Annotated in this window: 24 protein-coding genes; 19 read left to right on the top strand and 5 right to left on the bottom strand. The window is 64.1% G+C overall.

What is annotated here, in order from left to right:
* Nucleotides 1-5: 5 nt before the first annotated feature.
* On the bottom strand, nt 6-866 hold the full coding sequence (locus tag JOH52_RS22250; RefSeq protein ID WP_014530102.1) for a CoA transferase subunit A: 861 nt from the start codon (nt 864-866) through the stop codon (nt 6-8).
* 130 nt (nt 867-996) lie between these two features.
* Here JOH52_RS22250 and JOH52_RS22245 point away from each other — a divergent pair, with 130 nt between their 5' ends.
* Nucleotides 997-1752, top strand: coding sequence for an IclR family transcriptional regulator (locus tag JOH52_RS22245; RefSeq protein ID WP_013850297.1), 756 nt, complete (start codon nt 997-999; stop codon nt 1750-1752).
* A 122-nt stretch (nt 1753-1874) separates the two neighbouring features.
* On the opposite strand, the gene ggt is transcribed toward JOH52_RS22245, so the two are convergent.
* Both ggt and JOH52_RS22235 read right to left on the bottom strand, forming a co-directional pair.
* Nucleotides 1875-3620, bottom strand: coding sequence for a gamma-glutamyltransferase (gene ggt / locus JOH52_RS22240; RefSeq protein WP_014530103.1), 1746 nt, complete (start codon nt 3618-3620; stop codon nt 1875-1877).
* A 210-nt stretch (nt 3621-3830) separates the two neighbouring features.
* Nucleotides 3831-4511 carry a sulfite oxidase-like oxidoreductase gene (locus tag JOH52_RS22235; protein WP_153405068.1) on the bottom strand — a complete coding sequence of 227 codons (681 nt, stop codon included), beginning with the start codon at nt 4509-4511 and terminating at the stop codon, nt 3831-3833.
* A 155-nt stretch (nt 4512-4666) separates the two neighbouring features.
* Here JOH52_RS22235 and pobA point away from each other — a divergent pair, with 155 nt between their 5' ends.
* The 3 genes from pobA (at nt 4667) to JOH52_RS22220 (ending at nt 8885) form a co-directional block, all read left to right on the top strand.
* The gene (gene pobA / locus JOH52_RS22230; RefSeq protein ID WP_003529476.1) at nt 4667-5839 is read left to right on the top strand and encodes a 4-hydroxybenzoate 3-monooxygenase; all 1173 of its coding nucleotides are present in this window, start codon (nt 4667-4669) and stop codon (nt 5837-5839) included.
* A gap of 91 nt (nt 5840-5930) precedes the next feature.
* The gene (locus tag JOH52_RS22225; RefSeq protein WP_003529478.1) at nt 5931-6851 is read left to right on the top strand and encodes a LysR family transcriptional regulator; all 921 of its coding nucleotides are present in this window, start codon (nt 5931-5933) and stop codon (nt 6849-6851) included.
* 144 nt (nt 6852-6995) lie between these two features.
* On the top strand, nt 6996-8885 hold the full coding sequence (locus JOH52_RS22220; RefSeq protein WP_010976281.1) for a bifunctional sugar phosphate isomerase/epimerase/4-hydroxyphenylpyruvate dioxygenase family protein: 1890 nt from the start codon (nt 6996-6998) through the stop codon (nt 8883-8885).
* 73 nt (nt 8886-8958) lie between these two features.
* Here the strand turns inward: JOH52_RS22220 and pcaQ are convergent, their stop codons facing one another.
* Nucleotides 8959-9900, bottom strand: coding sequence for a pca operon transcription factor PcaQ (gene pcaQ, locus JOH52_RS22215; protein WP_014530105.1), 942 nt, complete (start codon nt 9898-9900; stop codon nt 8959-8961).
* Between the two features lie 94 nt (nt 9901-9994).
* Between pcaQ and pcaD the strand changes: the two genes are divergently transcribed.
* The 5 genes from pcaD (at nt 9995) to JOH52_RS22190 (ending at nt 13746) form a co-directional block, all read left to right on the top strand.
* Complete coding sequence (pcaD, locus tag JOH52_RS22210; protein ID WP_014530106.1) at nt 9995-10801, top strand: 3-oxoadipate enol-lactonase; 807 nt, start codon at nt 9995-9997, stop codon at nt 10799-10801.
* On the top strand, nt 10798-11205 hold the full coding sequence (gene pcaC, locus JOH52_RS22205; RefSeq protein ID WP_014530107.1) for a 4-carboxymuconolactone decarboxylase: 408 nt from the start codon (nt 10798-10800) through the stop codon (nt 11203-11205). The genes pcaD and pcaC overlap by 4 nt, the downstream gene beginning before the upstream one ends.
* A gap of 16 nt (nt 11206-11221) precedes the next feature.
* Nucleotides 11222-11983, top strand: a complete 762-nt coding sequence (gene pcaH, locus JOH52_RS22200; RefSeq protein ID WP_003529486.1) for a protocatechuate 3,4-dioxygenase subunit beta — start codon at nt 11222-11224, stop codon at nt 11981-11983.
* A 10-nt stretch (nt 11984-11993) separates the two neighbouring features.
* Entirely contained in the window at nt 11994-12608 is a 615-nt protein-coding gene (gene pcaG, locus JOH52_RS22195; RefSeq protein WP_003529487.1) for a protocatechuate 3,4-dioxygenase subunit alpha, read from the top strand.
* A gap of 82 nt (nt 12609-12690) precedes the next feature.
* Nucleotides 12691-13746, top strand: a complete 1056-nt coding sequence (locus JOH52_RS22190; RefSeq protein ID WP_003529488.1) for a 3-carboxy-cis,cis-muconate cycloisomerase — start codon at nt 12691-12693, stop codon at nt 13744-13746.
* 13 nt (nt 13747-13759) lie between these two features.
* Here the strand turns inward: JOH52_RS22190 and JOH52_RS22185 are convergent, their stop codons facing one another.
* Entirely contained in the window at nt 13760-16387 is a 2628-nt protein-coding gene (locus tag JOH52_RS22185) for a malto-oligosyltrehalose synthase (protein ID WP_014530109.1), read from the bottom strand.
* A 180-nt stretch (nt 16388-16567) separates the two neighbouring features.
* On the opposite strand from JOH52_RS22185, the gene msuE reads away from it, so the two are divergent.
* The 10 genes from msuE (at nt 16568) to JOH52_RS22135 (ending at nt 26076) form a co-directional block, all read left to right on the top strand.
* Entirely contained in the window at nt 16568-17125 is a 558-nt protein-coding gene (gene msuE, locus JOH52_RS22180) for an FMN reductase (RefSeq protein ID WP_003529492.1), read from the top strand.
* A gap of 87 nt (nt 17126-17212) precedes the next feature.
* Entirely contained in the window at nt 17213-18562 is a 1350-nt protein-coding gene (locus JOH52_RS22175; RefSeq protein WP_003529494.1) for an LLM class flavin-dependent oxidoreductase, read from the top strand.
* Between the two features lie 15 nt (nt 18563-18577).
* The gene (locus JOH52_RS22170; protein WP_014530110.1) at nt 18578-19423 is read left to right on the top strand and encodes an ABC transporter permease; all 846 of its coding nucleotides are present in this window, start codon (nt 18578-18580) and stop codon (nt 19421-19423) included.
* 96 nt (nt 19424-19519) lie between these two features.
* On the top strand, nt 19520-20512 hold the full coding sequence (locus JOH52_RS22165; protein WP_013850312.1) for an ABC transporter substrate-binding protein: 993 nt from the start codon (nt 19520-19522) through the stop codon (nt 20510-20512).
* A 10-nt stretch (nt 20513-20522) separates the two neighbouring features.
* Entirely contained in the window at nt 20523-21293 is a 771-nt protein-coding gene (locus JOH52_RS22160; protein ID WP_010976272.1) for an ABC transporter ATP-binding protein, read from the top strand.
* A 179-nt stretch (nt 21294-21472) separates the two neighbouring features.
* Nucleotides 21473-22645, top strand: coding sequence for an ABC transporter substrate-binding protein (locus JOH52_RS22155; protein ID WP_014530113.1), 1173 nt, complete (start codon nt 21473-21475; stop codon nt 22643-22645).
* Nucleotides 22646-22746: 101 nt separating this feature from the next.
* Nucleotides 22747-23610 (top strand): branched-chain amino acid ABC transporter permease, encoded by an 864-nt coding sequence (locus tag JOH52_RS22150; protein WP_014530114.1) that lies wholly within the window; start codon nt 22747-22749, stop codon nt 23608-23610.
* Nucleotides 23611-23616: 6 nt separating this feature from the next.
* Entirely contained in the window at nt 23617-24618 is a 1002-nt protein-coding gene (locus JOH52_RS22145; protein ID WP_017263589.1) for a branched-chain amino acid ABC transporter permease, read from the top strand.
* Nucleotides 24615-25379 carry an ABC transporter ATP-binding protein gene (locus JOH52_RS22140; RefSeq protein ID WP_014530116.1) on the top strand — a complete coding sequence of 255 codons (765 nt, stop codon included), beginning with the start codon at nt 24615-24617 and terminating at the stop codon, nt 25377-25379. The genes JOH52_RS22145 and JOH52_RS22140 overlap by 4 nt, the downstream gene beginning before the upstream one ends.
* On the top strand, nt 25360-26076 hold the full coding sequence (locus JOH52_RS22135) for an ABC transporter ATP-binding protein (protein ID WP_014530117.1): 717 nt from the start codon (nt 25360-25362) through the stop codon (nt 26074-26076). The genes JOH52_RS22140 and JOH52_RS22135 overlap by 20 nt, the downstream gene beginning before the upstream one ends.
* Nucleotides 26077-26211: the final 135 nt, after the last annotated feature.

The raw sequence follows: 26211 nt of genomic DNA, 5'->3' as shown, positions 1-26211 counted from the left end.
TCCCCTCAAGCAACCTTGGCCGCGGTCTTCGCAGCGTGGCGGGCGAAGTCCTCGGGCTTTGCGGCAAGGACGTTCTCCCTGATCCATGCGGTGAACGTCTCCCGGTCGCGGGCAATCTCGTCCCAACGGATGTAGAAGGCGTTGGAGCGGGGATAGTAACCATGCGCATAGGACGGGAAGGCGCCGCCCGGCACATGCGCGACGGCAGTCACCGCCCAACCCGGCAGCACCACCGAATTGGGCGAGGGCGGTGAGAGTTCGTCGACGATCTCCTCGACCGTCACGATCGAGCGCCTGGCGGCGAGCACCGCTTCCTTCTGTACGCCGACGATCCCCTCGATCAGGACGTTGCCGTTGCGGTCGGCACGCTGGGCATGGATGATCGTCACGTCCGGGCGGATTGCAGGCACCGCGGCGAGCACCTCGCCGGTGAAGGGACAGGTCACGCTTCTGATATTGACGTTCACCTTAGGCAGGTCGGCGCCGATATAGCCGCGGAAGGCCGCAAAAGGCAGGTTCGCGGCACCCGCCTCATAGGCATTGGCCATGGCGGCATGCGAATGCTCCTCGATCTCGAGCGGTCGCGGCCATTGGTTCTCGACCGCATCGCGAAAGCGGTGCAGCGAGCCGACGCCGGGATTGCCGCCCCAGGAGAACTTCATGCCCCGTGCCGCACCGACTCCGATCAGCTGGTCGTAGAGGATGTCGGGCGTCATGCGCACAAGGAACAGGTCCTTCCGGCCTTGGCGAATCACCTCGTGCCCCGCGGCGTAGGGGATCAGGTGCGTGAAGCCTTCCATCGCAACCGTATCGCCGTCTCTGACATTCTCCTCTACCGCCTCGGCGAGAGACATTATCCGCGCCATCGTTTTCCTCCGGTGATGTTCGAGCCGAATAAGCGCCTGTTCTTCGCAAGCGTCAATTTACTTCGTGCGGTATTTGACATTTGTTCGTATAACGCACAAAAACGATGGCCAGAGATCGGCAGGAGGCACAATGCGTGAAACGGATTTCGTCAGCGGTTTTGCACGCGGTTTGAAGGTGATCGAAGCCTTCGGCGAGGCGCAGCCGCGGCTTTCGATTGCCGATGCCGCGAAGATCACCGGGCTCGACCGGGCGACCGTCAGGCGATCTCTGCTGACGCTTTCGCAGCTTGGTTACGCCGATTACGACGGCAAGTTCTTCACGCTCACACCGAAGACCCTGAGGCTCGGCCATGCCTATCTTTCGGCGACGCCGCTGCCGACTATCGTCCAGCCTTACCTGGACCAGCTCGCGGAAAAGGCCGGGCAGAGCGCCTCCGCCTCGGTGCTCGACGGCACCGAGATCGTCTATGTGGCACGCGCGTCGCAGCGGCGGGTGATGTCGATCAACCTGACGCCCGGCTCGCGTCTTCCCGCCTACTGCGCCTCGATGGGGCGGGTGTTGCTTGCCGCACTGCCCGAGGCCGAGGCACGCGACATTCTCGGACGTTCTGAATTGAAGGCGAACACACCGCTGACGCGAACCGATCCGGAAGAGCTTTTGACGGAATTGCGGCGGGTTCGCGACGAGGGCTATGCGATCATCGACCAGGAACTGGAGCTCGGCCTCTGCTCGATCGCGGTACCGGTCGCCAATGATCGCGGGCAGGTGCTCGCGGCCCTGAACATCGGCGCATCTGCCGCCCACGTGCCGGCCCGCGAGATGGCCGAGCGCTTTCTGCCGCTGCTCAGGGAAACACAAGCCGCGTTGCGGCTTGTGTTTCGCTAGATCACGATGATTCTGGCTCGAGTCGGCCTAGAATCATGAACGTGATGGATTCAATAGGTTAGCGCGGGATGCGGGCGGAAAACCGCACGCACTTTTCCTCATCCCGCTCTAGCCATCGCCCCTCAATATCCGCGCGCAGCACCTGCGCCGATGCGGCTGTCGACGGCGCCGTTGTAGCGGGCGCCGCCGCCAGCCTCGATCTCGGCGACGTTCTCGCCGCCGACGAGGATGCCCGCTGCCTGGCCCCAGATCATCCAGTTCTCGTCGACCTGAACGTCATGGCCCATGGCGGAAAGCAGTTTGCGCGTATCGGGCGAAAGAGCATAGGGCTCCATGAAGACCTTGTCCGGAAGCCACTGATGGTGGACTCGCGGCGCGTCGACGGCCTCCTGAATGTTCATGCCGTGGTCGATCACGTTGATGATCGCTTCCAGCGTGATGGTGATGATGCGGGCGCCGCCGGGGCTGCCGATCACCATGAACGGCTTGCCGTCCCTGGAGATGATCGTCGGGCTCATCGATGAAAGCGGCGTCTTGCCGGGCTCGATCGCATTCGCCTCGCCCTGCACGAGTCCATAGAGATTGGGGGTGCCCGGCTTGGCGGTGAAATCGTCCATCTCGTTGTTGAGGAGAATACCCGTGCCGGGCGCGACGACGCCCGCGCCGAAGGAGCCGTTCAGCGTGTAGGTCACCGCGACCGCATTCCCCTCGTCGTCGATGATGGAATAATGGGTCGTCTCCTTGCTTTCGGTAAAGCCCGCCGGCATCAGCTCCTGGGAAACGCCGGCCTTGAAGGGGTCGATCTTGGCGCGGATTTCTTTCGCGTAGCTCTTGTCGACGAGCTTTGCGACCGGGTTCTCGACGAAGGCCGGATCGCCGAGCGCGGTGTTGCGATCCACATAGGCGTGGCGCATCGCCTCGATCATCGCATGCACCGTCTCGGCAGAGCCATAACCGAGATAGGAGAGCGGATAGCCTTCGAGGATGTTGAGGATCTCGCAGATGATCAATCCGCCTGACGATGGCGGCGGCGAGGAGACGATGTCATAGCCGCGGTAGTTGCACTTGACCGGCTCGAGCTCGCGGACCTGATAGCGTTCGAAATCCTCCTTGGCGAGAATGCCGCCCTTATCCGCGCTCGCCTTGACGATCGCGTCGGCGATCGCACCCTTGTAGAAGGCGTCCGTGCCTTTTTCGGCGATGCTCGAAAGCGAAGCGGCAAGATCGGTCTGGACCAGCCGGTCACCGGCTGCAAAAGGCTTGCCGTCCGGCTTCAGGAAGATCGCGGCGGCGGCCGGATCCCTGGCGAGCCGCTCGGTCTCGCCGTCGAAAGATTCGATATCGCCCTGTTGGAGCACGAAGCCTTCCCGCGCGAGCTCGATCGCCGGATCGATCAGTTCCTTCAGCGGCTTGGTGCCGTAACGGCTGCGCGCGAACTCGAAACCCATGACCGGTCCGGGCACGCCGACGGCGAGATAGCCTTCGGTGCTCAATCCCTCGACGAGATCGCCCTTGTCGTCGAGATACATGGTCTTGGTGGCGGCGAGAGGCGCGCGCTCGCGAAAATCGAGGAAGGTCGTCTTGCCGTCCTTGAAGCGGATGGTCATGAAGCCGCCGCCGCCGATGTTGCCGGCGGTAGGGTAGACGACGGCGAGGGCATAGCCGACCGCAACCGCCGCATCGATCGCATTGCCGCCCTTCTTCAGGACCTCGACGCCGATGTCGGATGCAAGATGCTGGGCGGTCACGACCATGCCGTGCTCTGCCTTGACCGGCTCCGGCGAGGCCGCCAGGCCCTGCCGCGGTGCGAACGTACTCAGCGCGACGATCAGGGCAATGGATAGGGATTTCAGGCAGGGACTGCGCATGCTTTCCTCCCGGACAGGAATGTTGGCTTCAAGTTCGGCGCGGGGATGCGTTACCGCTCCCTCAACCGGGGACTGTAGCATCAAAAATTACGAGTTACAGTCGAAGACGGAGCGTTAGAGCATTTCCGCTTTTTCTCCGAATCGCGGAAACTCTCTTTTTCCGAAATTCCGGGCGGAAAACCGCACACATTTCCTCATCCCGGTCCAGCGTCAATCGCCGGAATAGCGCTCCTCCAGCCACGGGTCGCCCCGCATGTGGTAGCCGTTCCGCTCCCAGAAGCCTGCCGAATCGGCCGCGCGGAAATCGATGCGCTGCAGCCATTTGGCGCTTTTCCAGAAATAGAGATGCGGGACCACCAGGCGCATCGGCCCACCATGGGCCCGCGTGATCGGCGCGCCTTCCCAGGCAGTCGCGAGGATCGCGTCCTCGGCGGCAAAATCGGCGAGCGGCAGGTTGGTGGTGTAGCCGTCAAAGCTCGTCAGCATGACATAGGCGGCCTCGGGCTTCGGCATGACGCGATCGAGGAGGTCGCGCGTGGATACACCGTGCCAATTGTTGTCGTAGCGCGACCAGGTCGTCACGCAGTGGATGTCCGACAGGCTGTCGCTCTGAGGCAGCGCCTGGAAGGCGTTCCAGTCGAGCGAGAGCGGGTTCTCGACGAGGCCGGTGACGTCGAGCCGCCACGTCTCGTGGGTCAGGTGCGGCTGCTGCCCGAGATCGAGAACCGGCCAGTCCCTGACGAGATGCTGACCGGGCGGCAGGCGGTCCGTCTCAGGACGGGCAATGCGGCCGGTGAGAAACTTGCCGTCGGCCGCCCAGCGGCGCTTCGTGGAAGTCAGCTTGGTTTCCGGCGCCTGTGTTTCGTCGGCCACGACTGCTCTCTCCTGCATGTTTTCTTTGATCGTATCGCGATTGACGGAAAAAAGCATGCAGCAGATCAAAGCGCTACAGCCGAGCCGCCGGCGATGTACGATATCTGTAAGAATTCGCGTGCCGATTCCGGCGGGACAGCTGCAATTTCCTGGGGGGAAGTGGGAGGACAATCATGCGCACTCAGGTCGTCATCATCGGCTCCGGGCCTTCGGGGCTCCTGCTCGGGCAATTGCTGACGGAAGCGGGGATCGCCAATGTTATCCTCGATCGCGCGACCAAAGCTCACATTCTCGGCCGTGTGCGCGCCGGCGTTCTGGAGGAAGGCACGGTGCGGCTGATGGAGGAGGCGGGCTGCGGCGCCCGCATGCATGCCGAGGGCCTGCCGCATGACGGCTTCTCGCTCGCCTTCGACGGGCGCGACCATCGCATCGACCTCTTTGGCCTGACCGGCGGAAGGCGGGTGATGATCTACGGGCAGACGGAACTCACCCGCGACCTGATGGACCATCGCGAACGGGTCGGGGCGCTCTCGATTTACGAAGCGGCGAACGTGATGCCGCGGGATTTCGACGGGCGGACGCCGCATGTCGCCTATGAGAAGGACGGGATCGCGCAGCGCATCGACTGCGACTTCATTGCCGGCTGCGACGGCTTTCACGGTGTCAGCCGACGTTCCCTGCCGGAAAAGGCCATCCGCAATTTCGAGAAGATCTACCCCTTCGGCTGGCTCGGCATCCTTGCCGACGTGCCGCCGGTCGACCACGAACTGGTCTATGCCAACCACCCGCGCGGCTTCGCGCTCTGCTCGATGCGCTCGCACACGCGCAGCCGCTATTACATCCAGTGTCCGCTCGAGGAGAAGATCGAGGACTGGGACGATCAGCGCTTCTGGGACGAATTGCGCCGCCGCCTGCCCGCCCATCACGCCGAGCGCGTGGTCACGGGGCCCTCCTTCGAGAAGTCCATCGCGCCGCTCCGCTCCTTCGTCGCCGAGCCGATGCGGTTCAATCGGCTGTTCCTGGCGGGTGACGCCGCCCATATCGTTCCGCCGACCGGCGCCAAGGGCCTGAACCTCGCGGCGAGCGACGTGCACTATCTGTTCGAGGGATTGCTCGAACACTATCAGGACCGCTCGAATGCCGGCATCGACGCCTATTCGGCCCGCGCGCTCGCCCGTGTCTGGAAGGCGGTGCGCTTCTCCTGGTGGATGACGACAATGCTGCACCGCTTTCCGGAGACCAGCGACTTCGACCAGAGAATCCAGGAGGCGGAACTCGACTATCTCACCCATTCGCGCGCGGCGGCGACCGCGCTCGCGGAGAATTACGTGGGGTTGCCGTTTTGAGGCCGCGCGCAAACCTTCCTGGACGCTACTTGCGCGGGGATACCGGCTCTGCTCGACTGCCGCCGGTGAGGCAGCTGCCAGGGAGGGTGCGATGGGGCTTACGCTACGCCAGATCGAAGTGATCCGGGCGGTGATGATCGCCGGCACCATCGCCGGCGCGGCGCGTCTGATGAATGTCGCCCAGCCGGGCGTCAGCCGGACTATGAAGCATATCGAAAGCGCGCTGGGGATAAAGCTCTTCGTCAAGAAGGCCGGCCGGTACGTGCCGACCGACGAAGCGCGCGACATCTTCGCCCAGCTCCAGGAAGTTCATCGCAAGGTCGACGACCTGCAATTCTCCATCGGCCAACTGGAGCGCGGACGAGGTGTGGAACTCGCGCTCGGCTCGGTGCCGAGCATTGCGAATGCGATGATGCCGCAAGCCATCGCCGGGCTCATGCGGCGTTATCCGGACATCCGCATCAATTTCGATATTCTGAGGATAGAGGAGGCGATCGATTACCTGTTGCTCGGCAAGGGAGAGCTGGTCGCGATGAGCTATCATCTCACCCATCCTTCGATCACTTTCGAGCCCCTGTCCAAAGGGCACCTCGTCTGCATCGCCGCCAGGGAGCATCCGATTGCCGGGCGGTCCAGGATTTCCGCCCGCGAGATCGCCGAGCATCCGCTCATCGGTATCGACCCGCGCGATCCCTACGGGGCGATAATGGCGGGCATATTCGAGAGGGAGAAGCTCGAATATCGTACCCCGATCAGGGCGCGTTTCGGCACGACGGTTTGTGCGCTGGTCAAGCGGAATCTGGGCATCGCGGTCATCGACGCCTTCACCGTGGGCGGTATGGCCGACCAGGGACTGGCCGTCATTCCGATCAGCGAGGACACGGAGTTCCAGACCTATGTCGCCTATCGCGCCGACGCCGCGCTGTCCAGCTATGCCGAGCGGTTGGTGACGACGCTGCGCCGCGTCATGGACGACTCGACCGGCCGTTCGCGTGGCGGCCGAGATGCATAACAAAACGGTATGGAGGACGGAAAAAACGGTATTTGCGGTATAGGTAAGAAGTGACGATCATCGAGCCTTCGACGCTACGCCTTTTCCGGAAGCAAGCCGGCCCTGACACCCGGCAAAGGACGAGGCCAGCGAGAGGAGATCGGCATGAAGACCTCGATCGCGACCGTTTCGATCAGCGGCACTCTTTCGGAGAAGCTCGCCGCCGTCGCTGCGTCAGGCTTCGATGGCGTGGAGATATTCGAGAACGATTTCCTGACCTTCGACGGTTCGCCGGCGGAGGTCGGCCGCATGGTCCGCGATCACGGGCTGGAGGTGACGCTTTTTCAGCCGTTCCGCGATTTCGAAGGTCTGCCGGAACCGCACCGGTCGCGTGCTTTCGACCGGGCGGAGCGCAAGTTCGACGTGATGCAGGAGCTTGGAACGGAACTGATGCTCGTCTGTTCCAGCGTTTCCCCGCTCGCATTGGGCGGCATCGACCGCGCTGCCGACGATCTGCGGGAGCTGGGCGAGAGGGCGGCCAGGCGCGGCTTGCGCGTCGGCTACGAGGCGCTTGCCTGGGGCCGACATGTCAACGATCATCGGGATGCTTGGGAAATCGTGCGGCGGGCGGACCACCCGAATATCGGGCTGATCCTCGACAGTTTCCACACCCTGTCGCGCAATATCGACCTGCGGTCGATCCGCTCCATTCCGGGGGACCGCATCTTCATCGTTCAGCTCGCGGACGCGCCGCGGATCGAGATGGATCTGCTTTATCTCAGCCGCCATTTCCGCAACATGCCCGGCGAAGGCGATCTTCCCGTCGTCGATTTCATGCAGGCTGTCGCCGCGACCGGCTATGACGGCGCCCTGTCGCTCGAAATCTTCAACGACCAGTTCCGGGGCGGATCACCCAGGGCGATCGCCGAGGACGGGCATCGTTCGCTGGTCTATCTGATGGATCGGGTCAGGCGGCGCGAGCCGGTGGCGAAGGGCGCGCTGGCGATGCCCGACCGGGTGGAGGTGCTGGGCGTCGAATTCGTGGAATTCACCGCCGATCGGGCGGAGGCGGAGACGCTCGGCTCGCTTCTGGGAACCATGGGTTTTCACGCCGTCGCCTCTCATCGCGAGAAATCGGTGACGCTATGGCGCCAGGGTCGCGATCATGGAGGCGTAAACATTGTCATCAACACCGAGCAGCAGGGCTTCGCTCATTCGAGCTACCTGGTGCACGGGGCATCGGCCTATGCGGTCGGCCTGAAAGTACCCGATGCCTCCGCCGCCATCGAACGCTCTCGCGCGCTCGGCGCCGAAATATTTCTGCCCGAGGCGAACGAAGGCGAGGGGGCGATGGCCGCAATCCGCGGCATTGGCGGCGGGTTGATCTATTTCCTGGACGAGGCCGACGACGTCTGGTCGCGCGAGTTCGTCTGGTCGGGGGCGACGCCCCAAGGCGCATCGCCGCTCCTCGCCATCGACCATGTGGCGCAATCCATGCAGGCGGAGGAGCTCCCGAGCTGGCTGCTCTTCTACACGTCTATCCTCGATGCCGACAAATTGGCAGAGGTCGATATCGTCGATCCCGCCGGTCTGATCCGCAGCCAGGTCGTTGAGAATGCGAGCGGGACGCTTCGGCTGACGTTGAACGGAGCGGACAACCACCGCACGCTGGCAGGCCACTTCATCGCAGAGAGCTTTGGCTCGGGTGTCCAGCATGTGGCCTTCCGCACCGACGATATCTTTGCAGCCGCCGACCATATGCTCCGCAGCGGCTTTCGCCCATTGGCAATCTCGCGCAACTATTACGACGACATCGAGGTGCGGTTCGGGCTCGAACCTGACTTCGTCGACCGGCTCAGGGATGAGAGCATCCTCTATGACCGCGATGAGGATGGCGAGTATTTCCAGATCTACGGCCCGACCTATGGAGAAGGCTTCTTCTTCGAAATTGTCGAGCGGCGCGCCGGTTATCGCGGCTACGGCGCAGCCAACGCGCCCTTCCGCATCGCCGCCCAGAAACGCTCGCTTAGGCCCGCCGGGATGCCGGCCCTTTAGGTTCTTCCCGCGAGTCGTCTCCCCTTGTGGGGGAGATGCCCGGCAGGCCAGAGGGGGTTCGATAACCCCAGTGCTAGGCCGTCCTCTTTGCTTCCGCAGCCATCGCCGTCCCCGCCGCTTCACGCAGCGTCTGCATCAGGATCGAGAGCGGCAGCGACGGGATCGCGTCGGTGCGCATGGTAAGCCCGACGGGTCCCCTCGTCTCGCTCGTGTCGACCGGCAGCGCCGCCAATACGCCATCCGCGATATCCGTGGCGACGACGCCCGCCGATATGATCCAGATGGCGTCGCTGGAGCGTACGAAGGCCCGGCCGAAGGAGTCGGAAACGGTCTCGATCTGGTTCGGCAGGCCGGCAATGCCGTTGGCGATCAGGAAATGCTCGACGAAGGGGCGGATGATCGAGGCGCGGGTAGGCATCAGCACCGGATAGTCGCTCAGATGCGCGAATAAAGACTGCCTGCCGGAGATGAGCGGATGCCGGGCCCGCACCGCGAAGACCACCTGTTCCGAGTAGAGATGCTCGAACGAAAATCCGGTCATCTTGTCCGGAGCGGCGAGCCTGCCGACGACGAGGTCGAGATCGCCGATGCGCAATTGTTCGAGAAGCACTGCGTTTTCACCGGTGACGATCTTGATGCGTGCGCCGGTCTTCTCTTTCAGGAAGAGCGCGATGGCGCGCGGCATGATGCGGGTCGAAACGGTCGGAAGCGCACCGACGCGGATCGGCGGGCCTTCGCCGGACCGCTCCTGCGAGACGGAATCGAGGCCTTGGCGCAGCGCCGTCAGCGCGGCGCCAGCATGGCGCAGAAAGACCTCGCCGTAGCGCGTGATCTTGATGCCACGCCCCTCGCGCTCGAAAACCGCGACGCCCAGAACCTCTTCGAGTTCCCGGATCGTCTTGGTGACCGCCGGTTGCGTGACATGCAGGAGTTCGGCCGCCTTCACCACGCTCTTCTGGCGTGCGACCTCGACAAATGTCTGCAGATGGCGAAACTTAACGCGAGCGTCGATCACGGATCGTATAACCCCCTGGTTAAGGGAAAGCCACGAAATATCATTTTACCTAACCGGATGAAACATCCAATTCTGACGACGGAGGAGAACTGCCGTGCAATTCACCCGCATCAACGACGTCACGATTCACTATCGCGTGGTTGGCGCGGTCATGGAAAAGCCCGCGCTCGTCTTCATCAACTCGCTCGGCACGGATTTCCGTATCTGGCGCGATGTCGTCCTCCGGCTGGCCGGCGATTTTGCCATCGTGCTCTATGACAAGCGTGGCCATGGGCTGTCCGATATCGGCCAGGTTCCCTATTCCATCGAGGACCATGCGACCGATCTCGCCGGACTCCTCGATCGCCTCGCCGTGAAACAGGCGATTGTTTGCGGACTTTCGGTGGGCGGTCTCATCGCGCAATCGCTCTACGGCCGCCGCCCCGACCTCGTGCGCGCGCTCGTGCTTTCCGGCACCGCCCACAAGATCGGCACCGTCGAGTTCTGGGACGCCCGGATCACGGCGATCGAGGCGCACGGCATCGAGGCGGTCGCCGATGGCGTGCTCGAACGCTGGTTCACCCCGGCCTTTCGGCGGCCCGAAAACCTCGCCTTCACCGGCTACCGCAACATGCTGGTCCGCCAGCCGGTGCCGGGCTACGTCGGCACCTGCGCCGCCATCCGCGACGCCGATTTCACGGAAGCCGCAGGCAGGATCGCGGTTCCGGTGCTCTGCGTCGTCGGCGACCAGGACGGTTCGACGCCGCCCGATCTGGTCCGCTCGACGGCCGATCTCATACCGGGCGCGCGCTTCGAAGTGATCCGCGGGGCGGGACATATACCCTGCGTCGAGCAGCCGGAAGCCTTGTCGTCGGTGCTGAGACGCTTCTTCCGATCCGTGTTGTCTGGAGGCAAACCATGAGCGATACCCTTGCGCCTTCCGGGCGCTACCGACAGGGAATGGCGACGCGCCGCGCCGTTCTAGGCGACAATCACGTCGACCGGGCGGCGTCGGCATCGACCGATTTCGACCGTCCTTTCCAGGAGCTGATCACCGAGGCGGCATGGGGGCATGTCTGGTCGCGTCCCGGCTGGACGAAGCGGGAGCGGTCGATCGTCACCATCGCCCTGCTTGCCGCTCTCGGACAGGACGAGGAGGTGGCCATGCATGTCCGCGCCACGGCCAATACCGGGGCGACGCGCGAGGATATTTGCGAGGCACTGCTGCATGTCGCCATCTATGCAGGCGTTCCGGCGGCCAATCACGCGATCAAGATCGTCAAGCAGGTGTTCGCGGAAATGGATGCCGGCACGGTTGCTCGATAGGCGAGGGAGAAGGACGATGCCCGACAATCAAAATGGCAGACGGAACGGCAAGCCCGAAACGGGCGCCTTTTTTGCCCGCGACCGCGCCTGGCACCCGCCGGCCTTCGCGCCCGGCTACAAGACCTCCGTGCTGCGTTCGCCGCAGAAGGCGCTGCTGTCGCTCGACGGCACGATATCGGAGATCACCGGACCGGTCTTCGGCCATTCGATGTTGGGCGAGCTCGACAACGACCTGATCCATAACTTTGCCAGTCCCGGTGAAAGTGCGATCGGCGAACGCATCATCGTCCATGGCCGCGTCCTCGACGAACGCGGCCATCCGGTTCATGGCGTGCTCGTCGAGTTCTGGCAGGCGAATGCCGGCGGACGCTACCGTCACAAGAAGGAAAGCTATCTCGCGCCGCTGGATCCCAACTTCGGCGGTTGCGGCAGAACGATCACCGACGAGGAAGGCCGTTACTGGTTCCGTACGGTCAGGCCCGGCGCCTATCCATGGCCGAACGGGGTCAACGACTGGCGGCCCGCCCATATCCATTTCTCGGTCTTCGGCCACGGTTTCGCCCAGCGCCTGATCACGCAGATGTATTTCGAAGGCGATCCGATGATCTGGAAATGTCCGATCGTCGGCACGGTCCCTGACCGCCGGGCGATCGAGCAGCTGATCGCGGCTCTCGACTGGGGCAACACCGTGCCGATGGATGCGCGCGCCTACAGGTTCGACATCGTGCTGCGTGGCCGCCGCTCGACCTTCTTCGAAAACCGGCCGGAAGGGAATTGAGGACGCACCGATGGTTCAGGATCTCAGCACCCTCAAGGAAACCGCGTCGCAGACGGCCGGACCCTATGTCCATATCGGCTTGACGCCGAATTTCTGCGGCATCGGCGGCGTATATGAGGGCGACCTCGGCGCTTCGATGGTCAACGACAAGACGCTCGGTCAGCGCATCACCGTGACCGGTCGCGTCATCGACGGCGCCGGAATGCCCCTCAGGGACGCACTTCTCGAAATCTGGCAGGCGGACGCAGCCGGGCTCTACAATTCCCCGTCGGAGCTGCGCGGTACGGCGGACCCGAACTTTACCGGCTGGGGACGCTCGCCGACGAGCGACGAGGGCGGCGTCTTCACTTTCGAGACGGTGAAGCCGGGCCGCGTTCCATTCCGCGACGGCCGGCTGATGGCCCCGCATATCAGCATCTGGATCGTCGCGCGCGGCATCAATATCGGCCTCCACACGCGCATGTATTTCCCAGACGAGGCGGCGGCGAACGCCGAAGATCCGCTGCTTGCCCGCATCGAGCACCGCCACCGGGCCGAGACGCTTGTCGCGGCGGGTCAGGCGCCTAATTATGTCTTCGACATTCATCTCCAGGGCGAGAAGGAAACGGTCTTCCTGGATATTTGATCGTTCGGCAGCCCGCCCCCGCGTTGCCGCATGCGTGTGAGGCTCCCTTCGAACCGAAGGGAGCGAGAGCTGGAGATGCGGCATGACCTATTCGGCCTTCGATCACCCCTATCTTTCCGGCCTTCTCGGAGACGAGGCGGTGGCGGCGGAATTCTCCGTCGTCGCCGATGTTCGCGCCATGCTGGCCTTCGAGGCGGCGCTTGCGCGTGCCGAGGCGCGCCACGGCGTCATCCCCGAAGCGGCCGCCAATCGCATTGCCGAGGCATGCCGTGGCTTCTCTCCGGACGTCGGCGCCATGCGCCGGGCAACTGCCATCGACGGTGTCGTCGTTCCCGAGCTCGTGCGGCAATTGCGCCGGGCGGTCGGCGAAGAGGCGGCGGAACATGTCCATTTCGGAGCCACCAGCCAGGACGTGGTCGATACCAGCCTCATGCTGAGGCTGAAGGCGATCGCGGAACTTTTCTCCGGCCGGGTCGGCGACGTCGTGACGGCGCTCGAAGCTTGCGGGCGGCACTGGGGCGAGCGTGCGCTGACCGCCCATACGCGGATGCAGCCGGCGATCCCGATTACGGTCGCCGACCGACTGCGGAGCTGGATCGAGCCGCTGCTCGACCATCAGGACAGGCTGGATGCCACGGGCACGGACATTTTCGCGGTGCAGTTCGGAGGAGCCGCCGGCACGCTCGAAAAGCTCAAGGGCAAGGCCGACATCGTCCGCGCGACGCTGGCGGAGGAACTCGCGCTGGTCGACTGCCCGCAATGGCACAGCCAGCGCCTGCCGATCGCCGATTTCGCCCACCTCCTGTCGCTCGTCACCGGCAGCCTCGGCAAGTTCGGTCAGGACGTGGCGCTGATGGCGCAGGCGGGAGACGAGATCGTGCTTGCCGGCGGCGGAGGCTCCTCGGCCATGCCGCACAAGCAGAATCCGGTCGCCGCGGAGGTGCTGGTGACACTCGCCCGCTTCAACGCGACGCAGGTTTCCGCCATCCACCAGTCGCTGGTGCACGAGCAGGAGCGCTCGGGCTCCGCCTGGACGCTCGAATGGCTGATCCTGCCGCAGATGGTCGGCGCGACGGCGGCCGCATTGAGGCTCGCCGCCGAGCTCGCCGGCAACGTCCGGCGGCTAGGGCGGGTGTGAGGTTGATCCGTGCTCACGCCTCGACCAGCAAGGCGACGGGGAAGTCCCGTAGAATGTCCGCCACGGCAAGAAGAGGCCGAGGCTCGGCGACGCCGCCGGTCAGGAGATTGCACATGGGCTTGAATTGGCAGCCCTCGGGCCAGGCGAGGAAGGTGTTTCGCCACAGTTCCGGACGGATGGACAGGCGACCGTCTGCCGTTTGGCCGAAGACAAGCCGCGGGACGACCGTTAGCGCAAAGCCATCCCTGCTGCGACGCATGAAAGCGGCTGCGTGGCGGGCGCCCGGACCTTCGACGCGCACTACGCGATATTCGCCTCTCGCAAGACAATCCGCGCCGCGCCCCTGGCGATAGTTCAGGCCTATCGAGATCAGCCTCTGCTTGCAGTCCTCGAAATCGCCGATCGTCGGCGCTTGCGGTAGCTGGGAAAGCGAGCGGCGCGGTGAAAAGCCGCGGCGGTTGTCGGGATCGACGAGGGAAAGGTCGATGCGTTCGCTGCCCTGATAGATATCGGGAATGCCGGGCGCGGTGAGCTTCACCAGCGTTTGCGAGAGGCTGTTGATCAGGCCGGCATGGATGAACGGTCCGGCCGTTTTCTCGAAATCGCCGAGGAAAGACCGGTTATGCCAATCCAGGAGATCGCCGAGAAAGGCCTTGATCGCTGCTTCATAGCGCTCGTTCGGATCGTCCCAGCTCGTCCTGAGCTTTGCCTCCCGCAGCGCCTTCACGGCGAAATCGACCATCCGCTCGTGCAGGGAAATCAGGTCGTCTTCGTCACCAAGGGGCGCGATCGGCCAGACGCCGAGCAGGCTCTGATAGAGGAATTGCTCGACCGGAGCGTCCGGTTTCTCGCCGGCCGGGAGTCGGCCCATGCTTTCCGCATTCATCCCGTGCCAGCGGTCCACCGCTGCTGCCCAGACGTCCAGTGCCTCGCTGACGACGTGGAGCCGGGCGCGCGCATCCTCCCCCCGCTTGGTGTCGTGCGTGGACGTAGCCGACAGGCCGTGCGGCATCTCGCTTGCGCGATCCTGCATCATCGCATGAAAGCGGCCGACGCCGCCGGGCATCCAGAAGGGGGAGGAACCCACCTCGTTCGCCGCGAGATAATCGCCTCTCCGATAGAAGAAGGTGTCCTCGACCGCCTTGGCCATGACCGCGCCGCTCAACTGCTGAAACCGCGTGCGGAATTCGGACCGCAGCTTGCCGTCCGCCGAGTCGACCGGCGCCCTGAGTGCGGAAACGATCGCTGCGATTTCGGCGCCGGCGGCGGGCGCGCGCGCCGCCGCCTTCGCTGCTATCCCGTCGAGGATGCGGCTGTCGCGCGCTCCGGCCCCCTGGTCGCCGACATAGGTCCGATAGACGGGCAGTGCCGCCACCAGCTGGCGAATGGCCTCACCGGTCCGCACGTTCTGATCCGGAGCCCCGTCGCCTGTGAAGCGAGCGGCCAGTCCGGTCAGCCGTCGGACTTCCGTATTGAAATTGCGGCTCAGGACCTGAAGTTTGCATCCCGTGACCGCCTCTTCGGCCGCGGATCGCCTTTCCTCGCTTGAAAGCCACGAAGACGTAGTGTCGTCGGAAAGAAGATCCGCGAGGGCCGATATGAACTCGTAGCCGGTTGCCCCCGCGACTGCCCAGTCCTCCGGCAGCGTTTCGTTCTCGCCGAGTATTTTCTCGACAATAATATAGGTGCCGTCGCCGGCCTCCCGGCGGAGCCGATCGAGATAGCCCTTCGGATCGGCCAGGCCGTCGATGTGGTCGATCCTGAGCCCATCGATCAGGCCTTCCCGGACGAGGGCGAGCGCAAGTCGGTGGGTCTCCGTGAAGACCGCTTCATCTTCGACGCGCATGCCGATGAGGCCGGCGACCTCGAAAAACCGTCGGTAGCTGAGCTTGTCCCGGGCCGTCTGCCAGCTCATCAGCCGCCAGGATTGCATTCGATGCAGCCGGTCGAACTGCAGTGTGTCTGCGGAAAACCGCGCGAGACATTGGTCGAGCTCGGCCGCGATCGACGGCGTCGCGACGACAGAGGCGATTTCCGCGTGGAACTGTGCGGCGGTTTTCCGTTCGGCCGTGCCGGCGACAGCCGCGATCCTTTCGAGCGCGGCATTACCGTTGCCCGGGATCGCCGCATAGCTGGTGGGATTGAGCGGATAGAGAGCCTCGTAATATCGAAGCGCTAGGCAGCGGTGCTCGTGGTCGTATGCAAGGCGCAGATTGCCGGCTGCGACCTCTTCCTCAAACGACTTTCCGAGGAAGGGGAGCGTGAGCGGCTCCCGCCAGTCGATGTCGAAACAATCGGCAAATTCGCTAAGGCGGCCCCATTCGATCACGCTGTGCCACCAGTCATTCTCGAGATGCGCGGCCATGTGGTTCGGGACGATGTCCAGAACGAGACCGAGTCCTTCGGCTTTCAGCGCATGAGCGAGCCGCACAAATCCATCGTAGCCGCCCAGGGCCGGGTCGATCTCGTTGTAATCGACGATGTCGTAGCCATGGGTCGACCCGCGGACCGCGGTGAAAAGGGGCGAGGCGTAGAGGTGGGAGATGCCGAGCCCGACGAAGTGCGGGATCAACTCCACGGCTTTTGCGAAGTCCATCCCGTTGCGGAACTGGAGACGGTAGGTTGCGTCGGGCAGATGCATGGCGGTCTTGCACTTGTCTGGCGGTAACACCGCGGCCGGTGCTTTGTTCCCCGAGGGACGCCCCCAAAGCAAAGTCTTCTTGTTCGCGTACCTGGAATAGAATGGCGTTCCTTTAGTCTACTAAGATTATAGATTTTGATGAATAATAGAGAAGCATGGATCTCACGGGGAGCTAAAGCGATGCCGCAGACACGAGTGGTGGGTATTTCAGGCAATATCACGCGTCCGTCCAGGACACGCGCATTCGTGGACCATATCGTCCACCGCCTGGCGGTCGATGCCGGCGCGTCGGCGCAGACCTTCGATATCGAGGATTTCGGGGCGTCCCTGCTCCCTGCGAGAAGGCTCGACGAACTCGCGCCGGAGGCGCGTTATGTCGTCGGCCAGATCCTTGCAGCCGACATCCTGGTGGTCGCGTCGCCGACCTTCAAGGGAAGCTATACCGGCCTCTTCAAGCACGTCTTCGACCTGCTCGATCCCTCCTCGCTCCGCGGCAAGCCCGTCATCCTCGCCGCGACCGGGGGCGGGGAACGCCACTCGCTGATGGTGGAGCATCAGTTGCGGCCACTGTTCGGCTTCTTCGAGGCATTGGCGATGCCGACTGCGATCTACGCCTCCGACAAGGACTTTGCCGACGGCGCTCTCGCCTCGGAGGCGATCCATGCCCGCGTCGGAAGGGCGGTCGGTGAGGCAACGCAGGCGCTCGCGCGCGCCGCCAGGGCAAGCTTGGCGGCCTAGCCGCAAATTCAATCACACCAACCGGTTTGCGTCGGGAATCGAAGCGTAGTGACGCCGGCCGGTGAAGCAAATCCAACGGAGGCAGCAATGACCAGACAGATCAAGCTTGGAGCCTTTCTCCCCGGCGGGGGCCAGCATATTGCCGCCTGGAGGCATCCGGACGCTCCGGCAGACGGTGCCACGAATTTCGAATTCCACAGAAGGCTCGCCGAGACCGCGGAGCGCGGCCTGTTCGACGCCTATTTTCTCGCCGACAACCTCTCCGTCGGGCTTGGCGGCCGCGAAGGCGGCAATGCGAAGATCGCCGGTTTCGAGCCTGTCACCCTCTTTGCAGCACTCGCGCCGCTGACGACCCATCTGGGCTTCATCGCCACGGCGTCGACGACCTATGAGGAGCCCTACACGCTCGCCCGCAAGTTCGCCTCGCTCGACCTTCTTTCCAACGGGCGGGCAGGCTGGAACGTGGTCACCTCCGCCGGCGACGAGACGGCACGCAACTTCAACAGAGAAACGCAGCCGAGCCACGCCGACCGATACGAGCGCGCGCACGAGCACGTCGAGACCGTCAAGGCTCTATGGGACAGCTGGGAAGATGACGCCTTCATCCGTGACAAGGCGACCGGCCGCTTCTTCGACGCCGGCCGGGTTCACGACATCGACCACAAGGGCAAGCATTTCAGCGTCAAAGGACCGCTGAACGCGCCGCGTCCCGTACAGGGGCACCCGGTCGTGGTGCAGGCGGGGCAATCCGAGGACGGACGCAGGCTTGCGGCGGTCAGCGCCGAGGTGATCTTCACCGCCCATCAGAACCTCGCTTCGGCGCAGGAATTCTACCGTGACATCAAGGCACGGGTGAAGCGCGCCGGGCGCAACCCCGAACATGTTCTGATCATGCCGGGAGTGGCCCCCTTTGTCGGCCGGACCGAAGAGGAGGCGCGCTCCAAATATGAAGAGCTGAATGCGCTGATCGTGCCGGAGGACGGCGTGGCGCTGTTGAATGGCCTGACCGGCGGCACGCTCGACCTGACGGGATATCCGCTCGATGGGCCCTTACCCGTCAGCAATGAGACAGAGGGGATGAAAAGCCGGCAGGCGCTGATCCGGAAGATCGCGGATGAGCATGGCTTCACCATCCGCCAGCTCTATCAGTGGATCGCGACCGCACGCGGTCACTACACCGTCGTCGGCAGCGCCGAGCAGGTCGCCGATCAGCTCGAGGAGTGGTTCCTCAGCGAAGCCGCCGACGGGTTCAACATCCTGCCGCCATGGCTTCCGGGCGCGCTCGACGATTTCGTCGATCTGGTCATCCCAATACTGCAGAGACGCGGCCTGTTCCGCACCGCCTATGAGGGGCGGACGCTGCGGGAAAATCTCGGTCTTCCCCGACCGGCGAACCCGTGGACTTTGGCGCGCGCCACCGTTCAGGCGGCCGAGTAAGAGGGAGACACGAAAATGAGCTTGCAGGAACTCGACAGGTCGATCATCCACGAAGGCGGCAGCGTCAGCGCAAAAACGGACGAGTATCTCCGCCGGTCAGGCGCCGCCGCCGGCAGCTGGCTGTCGCGCTACGGACTGCTGATCGCCTTTCTTGCGCTCTGGCAGGCGGCCAGCACCGCCGGCTGGATCAACCCGGCCGTGTTTCCGTCCGTCGGTGCCATCCTTTCCGCCCTGTGGACGGGAATTTCCGGTGGAGCATTGCTCGACGATATCGCGATCAGTCTTCAGCGCTCCGGCACCGCCTTCGTAGGCGCGGTAGTTCTGGCTATACCGCTCGGCCTCTTGATGGGGCAGGTGCGTGCGATCGAGAACGCACTCGATCCCGTCCTCCAGCTTTTCCGCCAGACGTCCGCGCTCGCTCTCTATCCGGTTTTCATCCTGCTTCTCGGACTCGGCGAGGCCTCGAAAGTCTTCGTCATCTTCTGGGCGACGCTCTTTCCGCTGCTCCTGAGCACCATCAGCGGGGTCAAGGAAGTGGATTCGAAGCTGATCGAGATGGCGCGGGTCTATGGCGCGTCGCGTTTCACTGTGTTCCGTCGCGTGGTTCTCCCGGGCGCCGTTCCTTCGATTTTCGTCGGCCTGCGCTTGAGTGCAACGACTGCCCTGCTGCTGCTCATCGCATCCGAGATGATCGGGGCCAACAAGGGCATCGGCTTCCAGGTCATGAACGCCCAGTACAATTTCCAGATTCCCCTGATGTTCGCGGCGATCTTCATTCTGGCCGGGCTCGGGCTCGTCTCCAACTACGCGCTGGTCTTTGCGCAGCGCCGCCTCTGCCGCTGGAGCGACGCCTCGACCTAGAGCAATTCCAGGAAAAGTGTGCAGCGGCTTTCCATCCGGAGTTGCGGCAAAACGGCCTCGACATTCGAAACTTCCAGATCACGGAAAAGGTGACACATGACGATTTCCATTCGCGCCCTCGCATTCGGCAGCCTGTTCTCGATCGGTCTTTCCAGCCTTGCGGCAGCAGAAGCTCCGGAACCGGTGACGCTCCGGTTCCTTGCGAGCCAGGGCAGCCTATCGCCGCACGAACTCGCCTATGAGCTCGGCTATTTCGACGACCTCGGCATCAAGCTCGAGAATGTCGGTTATGCGGGAGGCGGGCCCGCATCGCTGTTTGCGCTTGCCTCCGGCAGCGTCGACATCGGCTCGGCGGCGACCGCAGCCGTCATCAACTCGATCGCCGGCGGAAACGATTTCGTCGCGGCCTTTCCGACCAACGGAATCAACGAGCAGGTCAAGAGCATCTTCTACGTGCTCGACGACAGCCCGATCAGGACCATCGAGGATATCGCAGGTAAGACGATCGCGGTGAATACGCTCGGGGCGCATCTCGACTATGCGGTACGCGAGGCGCTGCACGGCAAGGGCTTGCCCGAAAACGCAGCGAACCTCGTCGTCGTACCCGGGCCGCAGCTCGAACAGACGCTCCGGTCGAACCAGGTCGACATCGCCGCCGTGGGATACTGGCAGGCGACCTTCAACGGCCAGATCGTCGATCACGGCGGGGTGCGCGCGGTCTTCGACGACACGGATGTGCTCGGCGAAATTGCAGGCGGTTTTGCGGTTCTCAGGCGGGATTTCGTGGAGAAGAATCCGGTGGCCGCCAGAAACTTCGTAGAACAGTCCGCGCGCGCCGCCGACTGGTCACGCGAGCATCCGGAAGAAGCGCGGGCCGTGCTGGCCCGTATTCTGACCGAGCGCGGCGAAAACGGCGATCTCGCCAGGCATTGGACGGGGTTCGGCCTGCGGAAGGGCGCGCAAGCGACCGAGCGCGATCTGGATTTCTGGATCGGCGTTCTCGAGCGCGAGGGCAGCCTGCCGCAGGGCAAATACAAGGCTTCCGATCTTCTGTTCCGGCCGGACGCGACGTCCGCCGCGGCGAATTGAGGTGGTGAAAATGGCTGAAGTCAGAAGCCTGCGCAGAGGGGAGGTGGCGCTGCGCGATCTCTCGAAATCCTTCCAGATCAACGGACGGCCGCTCAGCGTCCTAAGGAACCTCAATCTGGACATCCGGTCCGGGGAATGCCTTGCCATCGTGGGAGCAAGCGGATCGGGCAAGACGACATTGCTGCGGGTTCTTGCGGGTCTCGAGACGGCCGATGCGGGCCGGGTATTGATCGACGGCCGGCCGGTTGCCGGTGTGGGCAGAGAGCGCGCGGTCATCTTCCAGGAGCCGCGGCTGCTTCCATGGCTGACGGTCCTCGGCAATGTGGCCTTCGGCCTGAAGGTCCGAGGTGAGGATTCCGGACGCGCCGAGCAGCGTGCACGTCACTACATCTCGCTTGTCGGCCTTGCCGATTTCCAGGATGCCTATCCGAAACAGCTATCGGGTGGAATGGCGCAGCGCGTCGGGCTTGCGCGAGCGCTGACGGTAAAGCCCGAGATCCTGCTGCTCGACGAGCCGCTGGGCGCTCTCGATGCGATGACGAAACTGACGATGCAGCAGGAGCTCGAGCGCATCTGGCGGGAGGAGAACGTGACGATGGTTCTGGTCACGCACGATCTCGAGGAGGCCATCTATCTGGCGGATCGTGTCCTGATACTGCCGAAGCAAAAGGACGGAGCGCCGAGAGCGATCGACATCGACTTGCCCCGGCCGCGCGATCGCAGCGGCGCACGCTTCGTGCGCTACAGGCAGGAGCTGCTTCGGGAATTCGGACTGCACTAAGGCCCGCGCGCTTCCTCCATAATCCCCGCACAAAACAATAACCGGGGGATTATGGATTTCCGCCCATATTTCATTTTTGCATCACCGTTTGGCATGGCAGACTGCCCGCTGTCGATCGCGATTGATGTAAAAGGAAGCGATGCCGGCCGGGAGTAGCGGACGTCGCGGGGGGAGGAAATATGAGAAGGATCATTCTGGCCGCGCTCGCGGCTCTGGCAACGAGCGTCGCGGCGCAGGCGGATACGATCAAGGTTGGAGTCGTCGGGCCGTTTTCCGGTCCCTTTGCGCTGCAGGGCAAGAACTTCAAGGCGGGCATCGACGCCTATATGGCGGTGAACGGCGCCAAGGTCGGCGACGACGACATCGAGATCATCTACCGTGACGTGCCGCAGGCGGACCCGGCCCAGTCCAAGGCGCTGGCGCAGGAGCTGGTCGTAAAGGAAGGCGTGCAATATCTCGCCGGCTTCTATTTCACGCCCGACGCGATGGCCGTCACGCCGCTGCTCGAGCAGGCGAACGTGCCGCTGGTGATCATGAATGCCGCCACGTCGGCGATCGTCACCAAGAGCCCGCTCGTGGTGCGCACCTCCTTCACGCTTTGGCAGACATCCACGCCGATCGCCAAGGTGGCGAAGGATGCCGGCGTCTCGAAGATCATCTCCGTGGTCAGCGATTACGGCCCGGGTGTCGATGCGGAGAACGCATTCAAGGCCGGCTTCGAGGCGGCGGGCGGCGAGATCGTCGAGGCGATCCGCATGCCGCTCTCGACCAACGATTTCTCGCCGATCATGCAGCGCATCAAGGATTCCGGTGCCGAAGGCGTCTTCGCCTTCCTGCCGTCCGGCCCGACGACGCTCGGCTTCGTCAAGGCGTTCAACGAAAACGGCCTGAAGGATGGCGGCATCAAGTTCTTCGCGCCGGGCGACCTCACCCAGGAATCCGACCTGCCGGCGCTGGGCGACGCCGCGCTCGGCCTGCAGACGACCTTTCACTATGCCGTTTCGCATGACTCACCGGAAAACAAGGCCTTCGTCGAGGCGGCCGGCAAGGCGATCGGCAATCCGGCCGAGCTTTCCTTCCCCGCGGTCGGGGCCTATGACGGCATGCATGTCATCTACAAGATGATCGAGGCGACAGGCGGCGAGCAGGATGCCCAGAAGGCGGTCGACGCCGTGAAGGGGCTCTCCTGGACAAGCCCCCGCGGGCCGGTCTCGATCGACCCAGAATCGCGCCATATCACCCAGAACATCTATCTGCGCGAAGTCGCCAAGGCCGATGACGGCACCTATTACAACAAGGAGATGCAGACCTTCGAGAAACAGGGCGATCCGGGTCTAGCCGCGGTGAAATGATCGGCGGCCCGCTGTATGCGACGGCTGCATCGTTGGTTTGGCGGAAGCCTTCCGGAATGAGGATCGAGGGTGAAGCCTTGCCACAGCGTTAGGATGCGCTCATGCAAACCATCTTCAGCATAGCCGTCGATGCGCTCGCCTATGGCATGGTGCTGTTCGTGATCTCGATCGGCCTTTCGGTCACGCTCGGCCTCATGCGCGTCGTCAATCTTGCCCACGGCGCCTTTGCGATGATCGGCGGCTATATCGCATCCTATGCGGCGCGTGATCTCGGGCTCGGCTACGGCGCCGCGGTGCTGATCGCGGTCTTCGGCACGATCGTCATCGCCATCCCGATCGAGCGCCTGCTCTACCGCCGCATCTACGGTCAGCCGGAGCTGACTCAGGTGCTGATGACGATCGGGATCAGCTTCTGCATCATCGGCATTGCCAACTACGTCTTCGGCCCGACTCTCAAGACGATCCCGCTGCCGCCGAGCCTTGAGGGCTCCGCCGATCTCGGCTTCCGTTCGATCGCCGTGCACCGGATCTTCGCGATCGTCTGCGGCCTCGCCGTTGCCGGAGCCCTCTGGTTTGCCATCGAGAAGACCGCCTTCGGGGTGAAACTCAGGGCCGCCGTCGACAATGCGGCGATGGCGGCAGCACTCGGGGTGCGCACGGAGGTCGTCTATGCCGTGAGTTTCGCCGTCGCCGTGGGCCTTGCCGCGTTCGGCGGCGTCGTCGGCGCGGAACTGCTGCCGGTCGAGCCCTATTATGCGCTCAGATACATGGTCACCTTCCTGGTGGTCGTTTCCGTCGGCGGTGCAGGGTCGATCCCGGGTGCGCTTGCCGCCTGCCTGCTGCTTGGCGGCATCGATACGACGGGGCGCTATCTCATGCCGGAATTCGGGGAATTCTTCTTCTATCTCGCCGTCATCGCCATCGTCTGCCTATTTCCGCGCGGCCTTGCCGGGAGGATGAAGTAGGTGACCATGGCAACGATGAACGAAGCAGCCACGGCACTTTCTGCGGGCAGGCGGGGGCTCGGCCGCGATCTTGCGGGCCTCGCGGTGATCCTCGTGCTGGCCGGGATCGGCTATCTCTTCTTTCCGAACAATCTGGCGCTGCTCACCCGCATCACAGCGATCGCGCTGCTGGTACTCTCGCTCGATCTCGTCACCGGCTATTGCGGCGTCGCGACGCTCGGCCATGCCGCGCTGTTCGGCAGCGGCGCCTATGCCGCCGGTATCGCGGCCGTGCATTTCGGCATCACCGATCCGCTCCTCATGCTCGCCGCCGGCATTTTCGGCGGTGCGCTGGCGGGGCTCGCCTGCGGGGTCGTGATCCTTCGGGCGCACGGTCTCCCGCAGCTGGTGCTCTCGATCGCCCTCATCCATCTGTTCCATGAATTCGCCAACAAGGCCTCGTCCTGGACGGGGGGAAGCGACGGATTGGCCGGCATCGCGCCCGATCCGCTCATCGGCCTTTTCGCCTTCGACCTCTGGGGCCGCACGGCCTATGTCTTTGGCGTCGTGCTGCTCGCAATCGTCTTCGTGCTCCTGCGCCTCGTCGTGCGCTCGCCCTTCGGCATGCTTTGCCGCGGCATCAGGGAGGACCCGATCCGCATTCGGGCGATGGGCGCGTCGCCGACGATCGCCCTCCTCAAGATGTATGTGATTTCCGGCGCGGTCGCCGGCGTTGGCGGGGCGCTCAACGCCGTCTCGACGCAGGTCGTCGGTCTCGACAGTCTCTCCTTCACGCTCTCGGCCGAAAGCCTGGTCATGCTTGTTCTCGGCGGTACCGGCTCGCTCATCGGGGCGCTTACCGGCACGATCGTCTTCATGTTCTTCGAAGACCTCGTCTCGGCGGCCAACCCGTTCCATTGGCTGACCATGGTCGGGGCCCTGTTGATCGCGGTCGTGCTCTTTGCGCCGAAAGGGCTTTACGGCACGGCCGCAGAGATCATCGCGCAGCGACGTGGGGCGGGCCGATGAGCGCCATATTCGAAGTCAGAAATCTCAAGCGTTCCTTCGGCGGTCTCGCCGTCACCAACGATGTCAGCTTTTCCATGGCACCGGGCGACCGCGTCGCGTTGATCGGCCCGAACGGTGCCGGCAAGACGACCTTCGTCAATCTCGTCACCGGCAATCTGAAGCCGGACGCCGGAGAGGTACGGATCGGCGGCGAAACCGTCACCAACGTCGACGCGATCGGCCGCGTCCGCCGCGGACTCGTGCGTTCGTTCCAGGTGACGCGCCTTTTCCAGGACATGACGCCCGCCGAGCACGTGGCGCTCGCGGTCCTGCAGCGCGACGGCCGGGCGGGGCGCATGTTCGGCAATTTCCTGGCGATGCCCGGGGTGATGGCGGAGGCCGGTAGCCTGCTCGGCAAGCTTGGCCTGCGCGATCTCGCGCACCGGCCGGTGCGCGAGATCGCCTACGGCCAGCAGCGGCTGCTGGAGATCGCGGTGGCCCTGGCGCTCAAACCGAGGGTGCTGCTGCTCGACGAGCCGGCAGCCGGCGTGCCGCAGAGCGACACGGGCCGCATCGAGCAGGCGCTCGCCGATCTTCCCGATGACCTCGCCGTGCTGATGATCGAGCACGACATGGATCTCGTCTTCCGCTTCGCCAAGCGCGTGATCGTGCTTGCTGCCGGCACGGTCATCTTCGACGGCTCTCCAGCCGACGTCACCAAAGATCCGCGTGTGCGCGAAGCCTATCTCGGGAGCTATGCCGATGCCGGCAGCGCCGCTTGAGGTCGACAATCTCTCCGCCGGCTATGGGCCGACGCGGGTGCTGGAAGGGATTTCCTTTTCGGTGCCTGCCGGCGCGCGGCTTGCGGTTCTCGGGCGTAACGGCATGGGCAAGACGACGCTGCTCGCTACGCTCGCCGGCCAGACGCGGCGCTATGACGGGCGCATCCGCATCGGCGATGCCGACGTGACCGCGCTGCCGAGCGCATCACGCGCGCTGAAAGGCCTCGGTTTCGTGCCGCAGGCGCGCTGCGTCTTCCCGTCGCTGACGGTCGAGGAAAATCTCTTCGTCGGCCTCAAGGGCCGGCCGAAGACGGCGCTGAGCGAGGCCTATCAAATGTTTCCGCGCCTCTACGAGAGGCGCCGAAACCTCGGCTCGCAGCTTTCCGGCGGCGAGCAGCAGATGTTGTCTACCGCCCGCTCGATCCTCGGCCGGCCCTCGGTCCTGCTTCTCGACGAGCCGCTCGAAGGTCTGGCGCCGGTCATCTGCGAAGAGCTGATGAAGGCTTTCGCCGAGCTCGCGAAGACCGGCGACATGACCATCCTGCTCGTTGAACAGCGCATCCAGAGCGCACTCGATTTCGCCGACCGGGTGATCATCCTCGAGCGCGGCAGGCTCGCCTGGAGCGGAACGCCGGAGGCGCTGGCGAAGGAGCACGCCACGGTCGAGCGGCTGCTGGGGGTTGGCGGGCTGCATTGAGCGCCGAGCCCGTGATTTGCCCCCTCATCCGCCTTCCAAGCGGCTAGCTCCTCCCCCGATCTAAGGAAGAGGCGTTGCGGCATATTCCCTTCTCCCCGCGCGCGGGGAGAAGGTGCGGCAGGCGGATGAGGCGCG

Source organism: Sinorhizobium meliloti (genome assembly GCF_017876815.1).
GTDB lineage: Bacteria > Pseudomonadota > Alphaproteobacteria > Rhizobiales > Rhizobiaceae > Sinorhizobium > Sinorhizobium meliloti.
Note: the sequence above shows the minus strand (reverse complement) of the source record. Positions and strands in the feature narration are given on the sequence as shown.

What these genes read in the sequence shown, in the direction of transcription:
- JOH52_RS22225 (WP_003529478.1), top strand. Translation starts at nt 5,931, where the DNA reads ATGGGGCTTACGCTACGCCAGATCGAAGTGATCCGGGCGGTGATGATC.
- JOH52_RS22140 (WP_014530116.1), top strand. Translation starts at nt 24,615, where the DNA reads ATGAGCGCCATATTCGAAGTCAGAAATCTCAAGCGTTCCTTCGGCGGT.
- JOH52_RS22175 (WP_003529494.1), top strand. Translation starts at nt 17,213, where the DNA reads ATGACCAGACAGATCAAGCTTGGAGCCTTTCTCCCCGGCGGGGGCCAG.
- JOH52_RS22160 (WP_010976272.1), top strand. Translation starts at nt 20,523, where the DNA reads ATGGCTGAAGTCAGAAGCCTGCGCAGAGGGGAGGTGGCGCTGCGCGAT.
- JOH52_RS22185 (WP_014530109.1), bottom strand. Translation starts at nt 16,387, where the DNA reads ATGCATCTGCCCGACGCAACCTACCGTCTCCAGTTCCGCAACGGGATG.
- JOH52_RS22245 (WP_013850297.1), top strand. Translation starts at nt 997, where the DNA reads ATGCGTGAAACGGATTTCGTCAGCGGTTTTGCACGCGGTTTGAAGGTG.
- JOH52_RS22135 (WP_014530117.1), top strand. Translation starts at nt 25,360, where the DNA reads ATGCCGGCAGCGCCGCTTGAGGTCGACAATCTCTCCGCCGGCTATGGG.
- JOH52_RS22145 (WP_017263589.1), top strand. Translation starts at nt 23,617, where the DNA reads ATGGCAACGATGAACGAAGCAGCCACGGCACTTTCTGCGGGCAGGCGG.
- ggt (WP_014530103.1), bottom strand. Translation starts at nt 3,620, where the DNA reads ATGCGCAGTCCCTGCCTGAAATCCCTATCCATTGCCCTGATCGTCGCG.
- JOH52_RS22190 (WP_003529488.1), top strand. Translation starts at nt 12,691, where the DNA reads ATGACCTATTCGGCCTTCGATCACCCCTATCTTTCCGGCCTTCTCGGA.
- pcaC (WP_014530107.1), top strand. Translation starts at nt 10,798, where the DNA reads ATGAGCGATACCCTTGCGCCTTCCGGGCGCTACCGACAGGGAATGGCG.
- JOH52_RS22150 (WP_014530114.1), top strand. Translation starts at nt 22,747, where the DNA reads ATGCAAACCATCTTCAGCATAGCCGTCGATGCGCTCGCCTATGGCATG.
- JOH52_RS22165 (WP_013850312.1), top strand. Translation starts at nt 19,520, where the DNA reads ATGACGATTTCCATTCGCGCCCTCGCATTCGGCAGCCTGTTCTCGATC.
- JOH52_RS22155 (WP_014530113.1), top strand. Translation starts at nt 21,473, where the DNA reads ATGAGAAGGATCATTCTGGCCGCGCTCGCGGCTCTGGCAACGAGCGTC.
- JOH52_RS22250 (WP_014530102.1), bottom strand. Translation starts at nt 866, where the DNA reads ATGGCGCGGATAATGTCTCTCGCCGAGGCGGTAGAGGAGAATGTCAGA.
- pcaH (WP_003529486.1), top strand. Translation starts at nt 11,222, where the DNA reads ATGCCCGACAATCAAAATGGCAGACGGAACGGCAAGCCCGAAACGGGC.
- JOH52_RS22235 (WP_153405068.1), bottom strand. Translation starts at nt 4,511, where the DNA reads ATGCAGGAGAGAGCAGTCGTGGCCGACGAAACACAGGCGCCGGAAACC.
- pcaG (WP_003529487.1), top strand. Translation starts at nt 11,994, where the DNA reads ATGGTTCAGGATCTCAGCACCCTCAAGGAAACCGCGTCGCAGACGGCC.
- pobA (WP_003529476.1), top strand. Translation starts at nt 4,667, where the DNA reads ATGCGCACTCAGGTCGTCATCATCGGCTCCGGGCCTTCGGGGCTCCTG.
- msuE (WP_003529492.1), top strand. Translation starts at nt 16,568, where the DNA reads ATGCCGCAGACACGAGTGGTGGGTATTTCAGGCAATATCACGCGTCCG.
- JOH52_RS22220 (WP_010976281.1), top strand. Translation starts at nt 6,996, where the DNA reads ATGAAGACCTCGATCGCGACCGTTTCGATCAGCGGCACTCTTTCGGAG.
- JOH52_RS22170 (WP_014530110.1), top strand. Translation starts at nt 18,578, where the DNA reads ATGAGCTTGCAGGAACTCGACAGGTCGATCATCCACGAAGGCGGCAGC.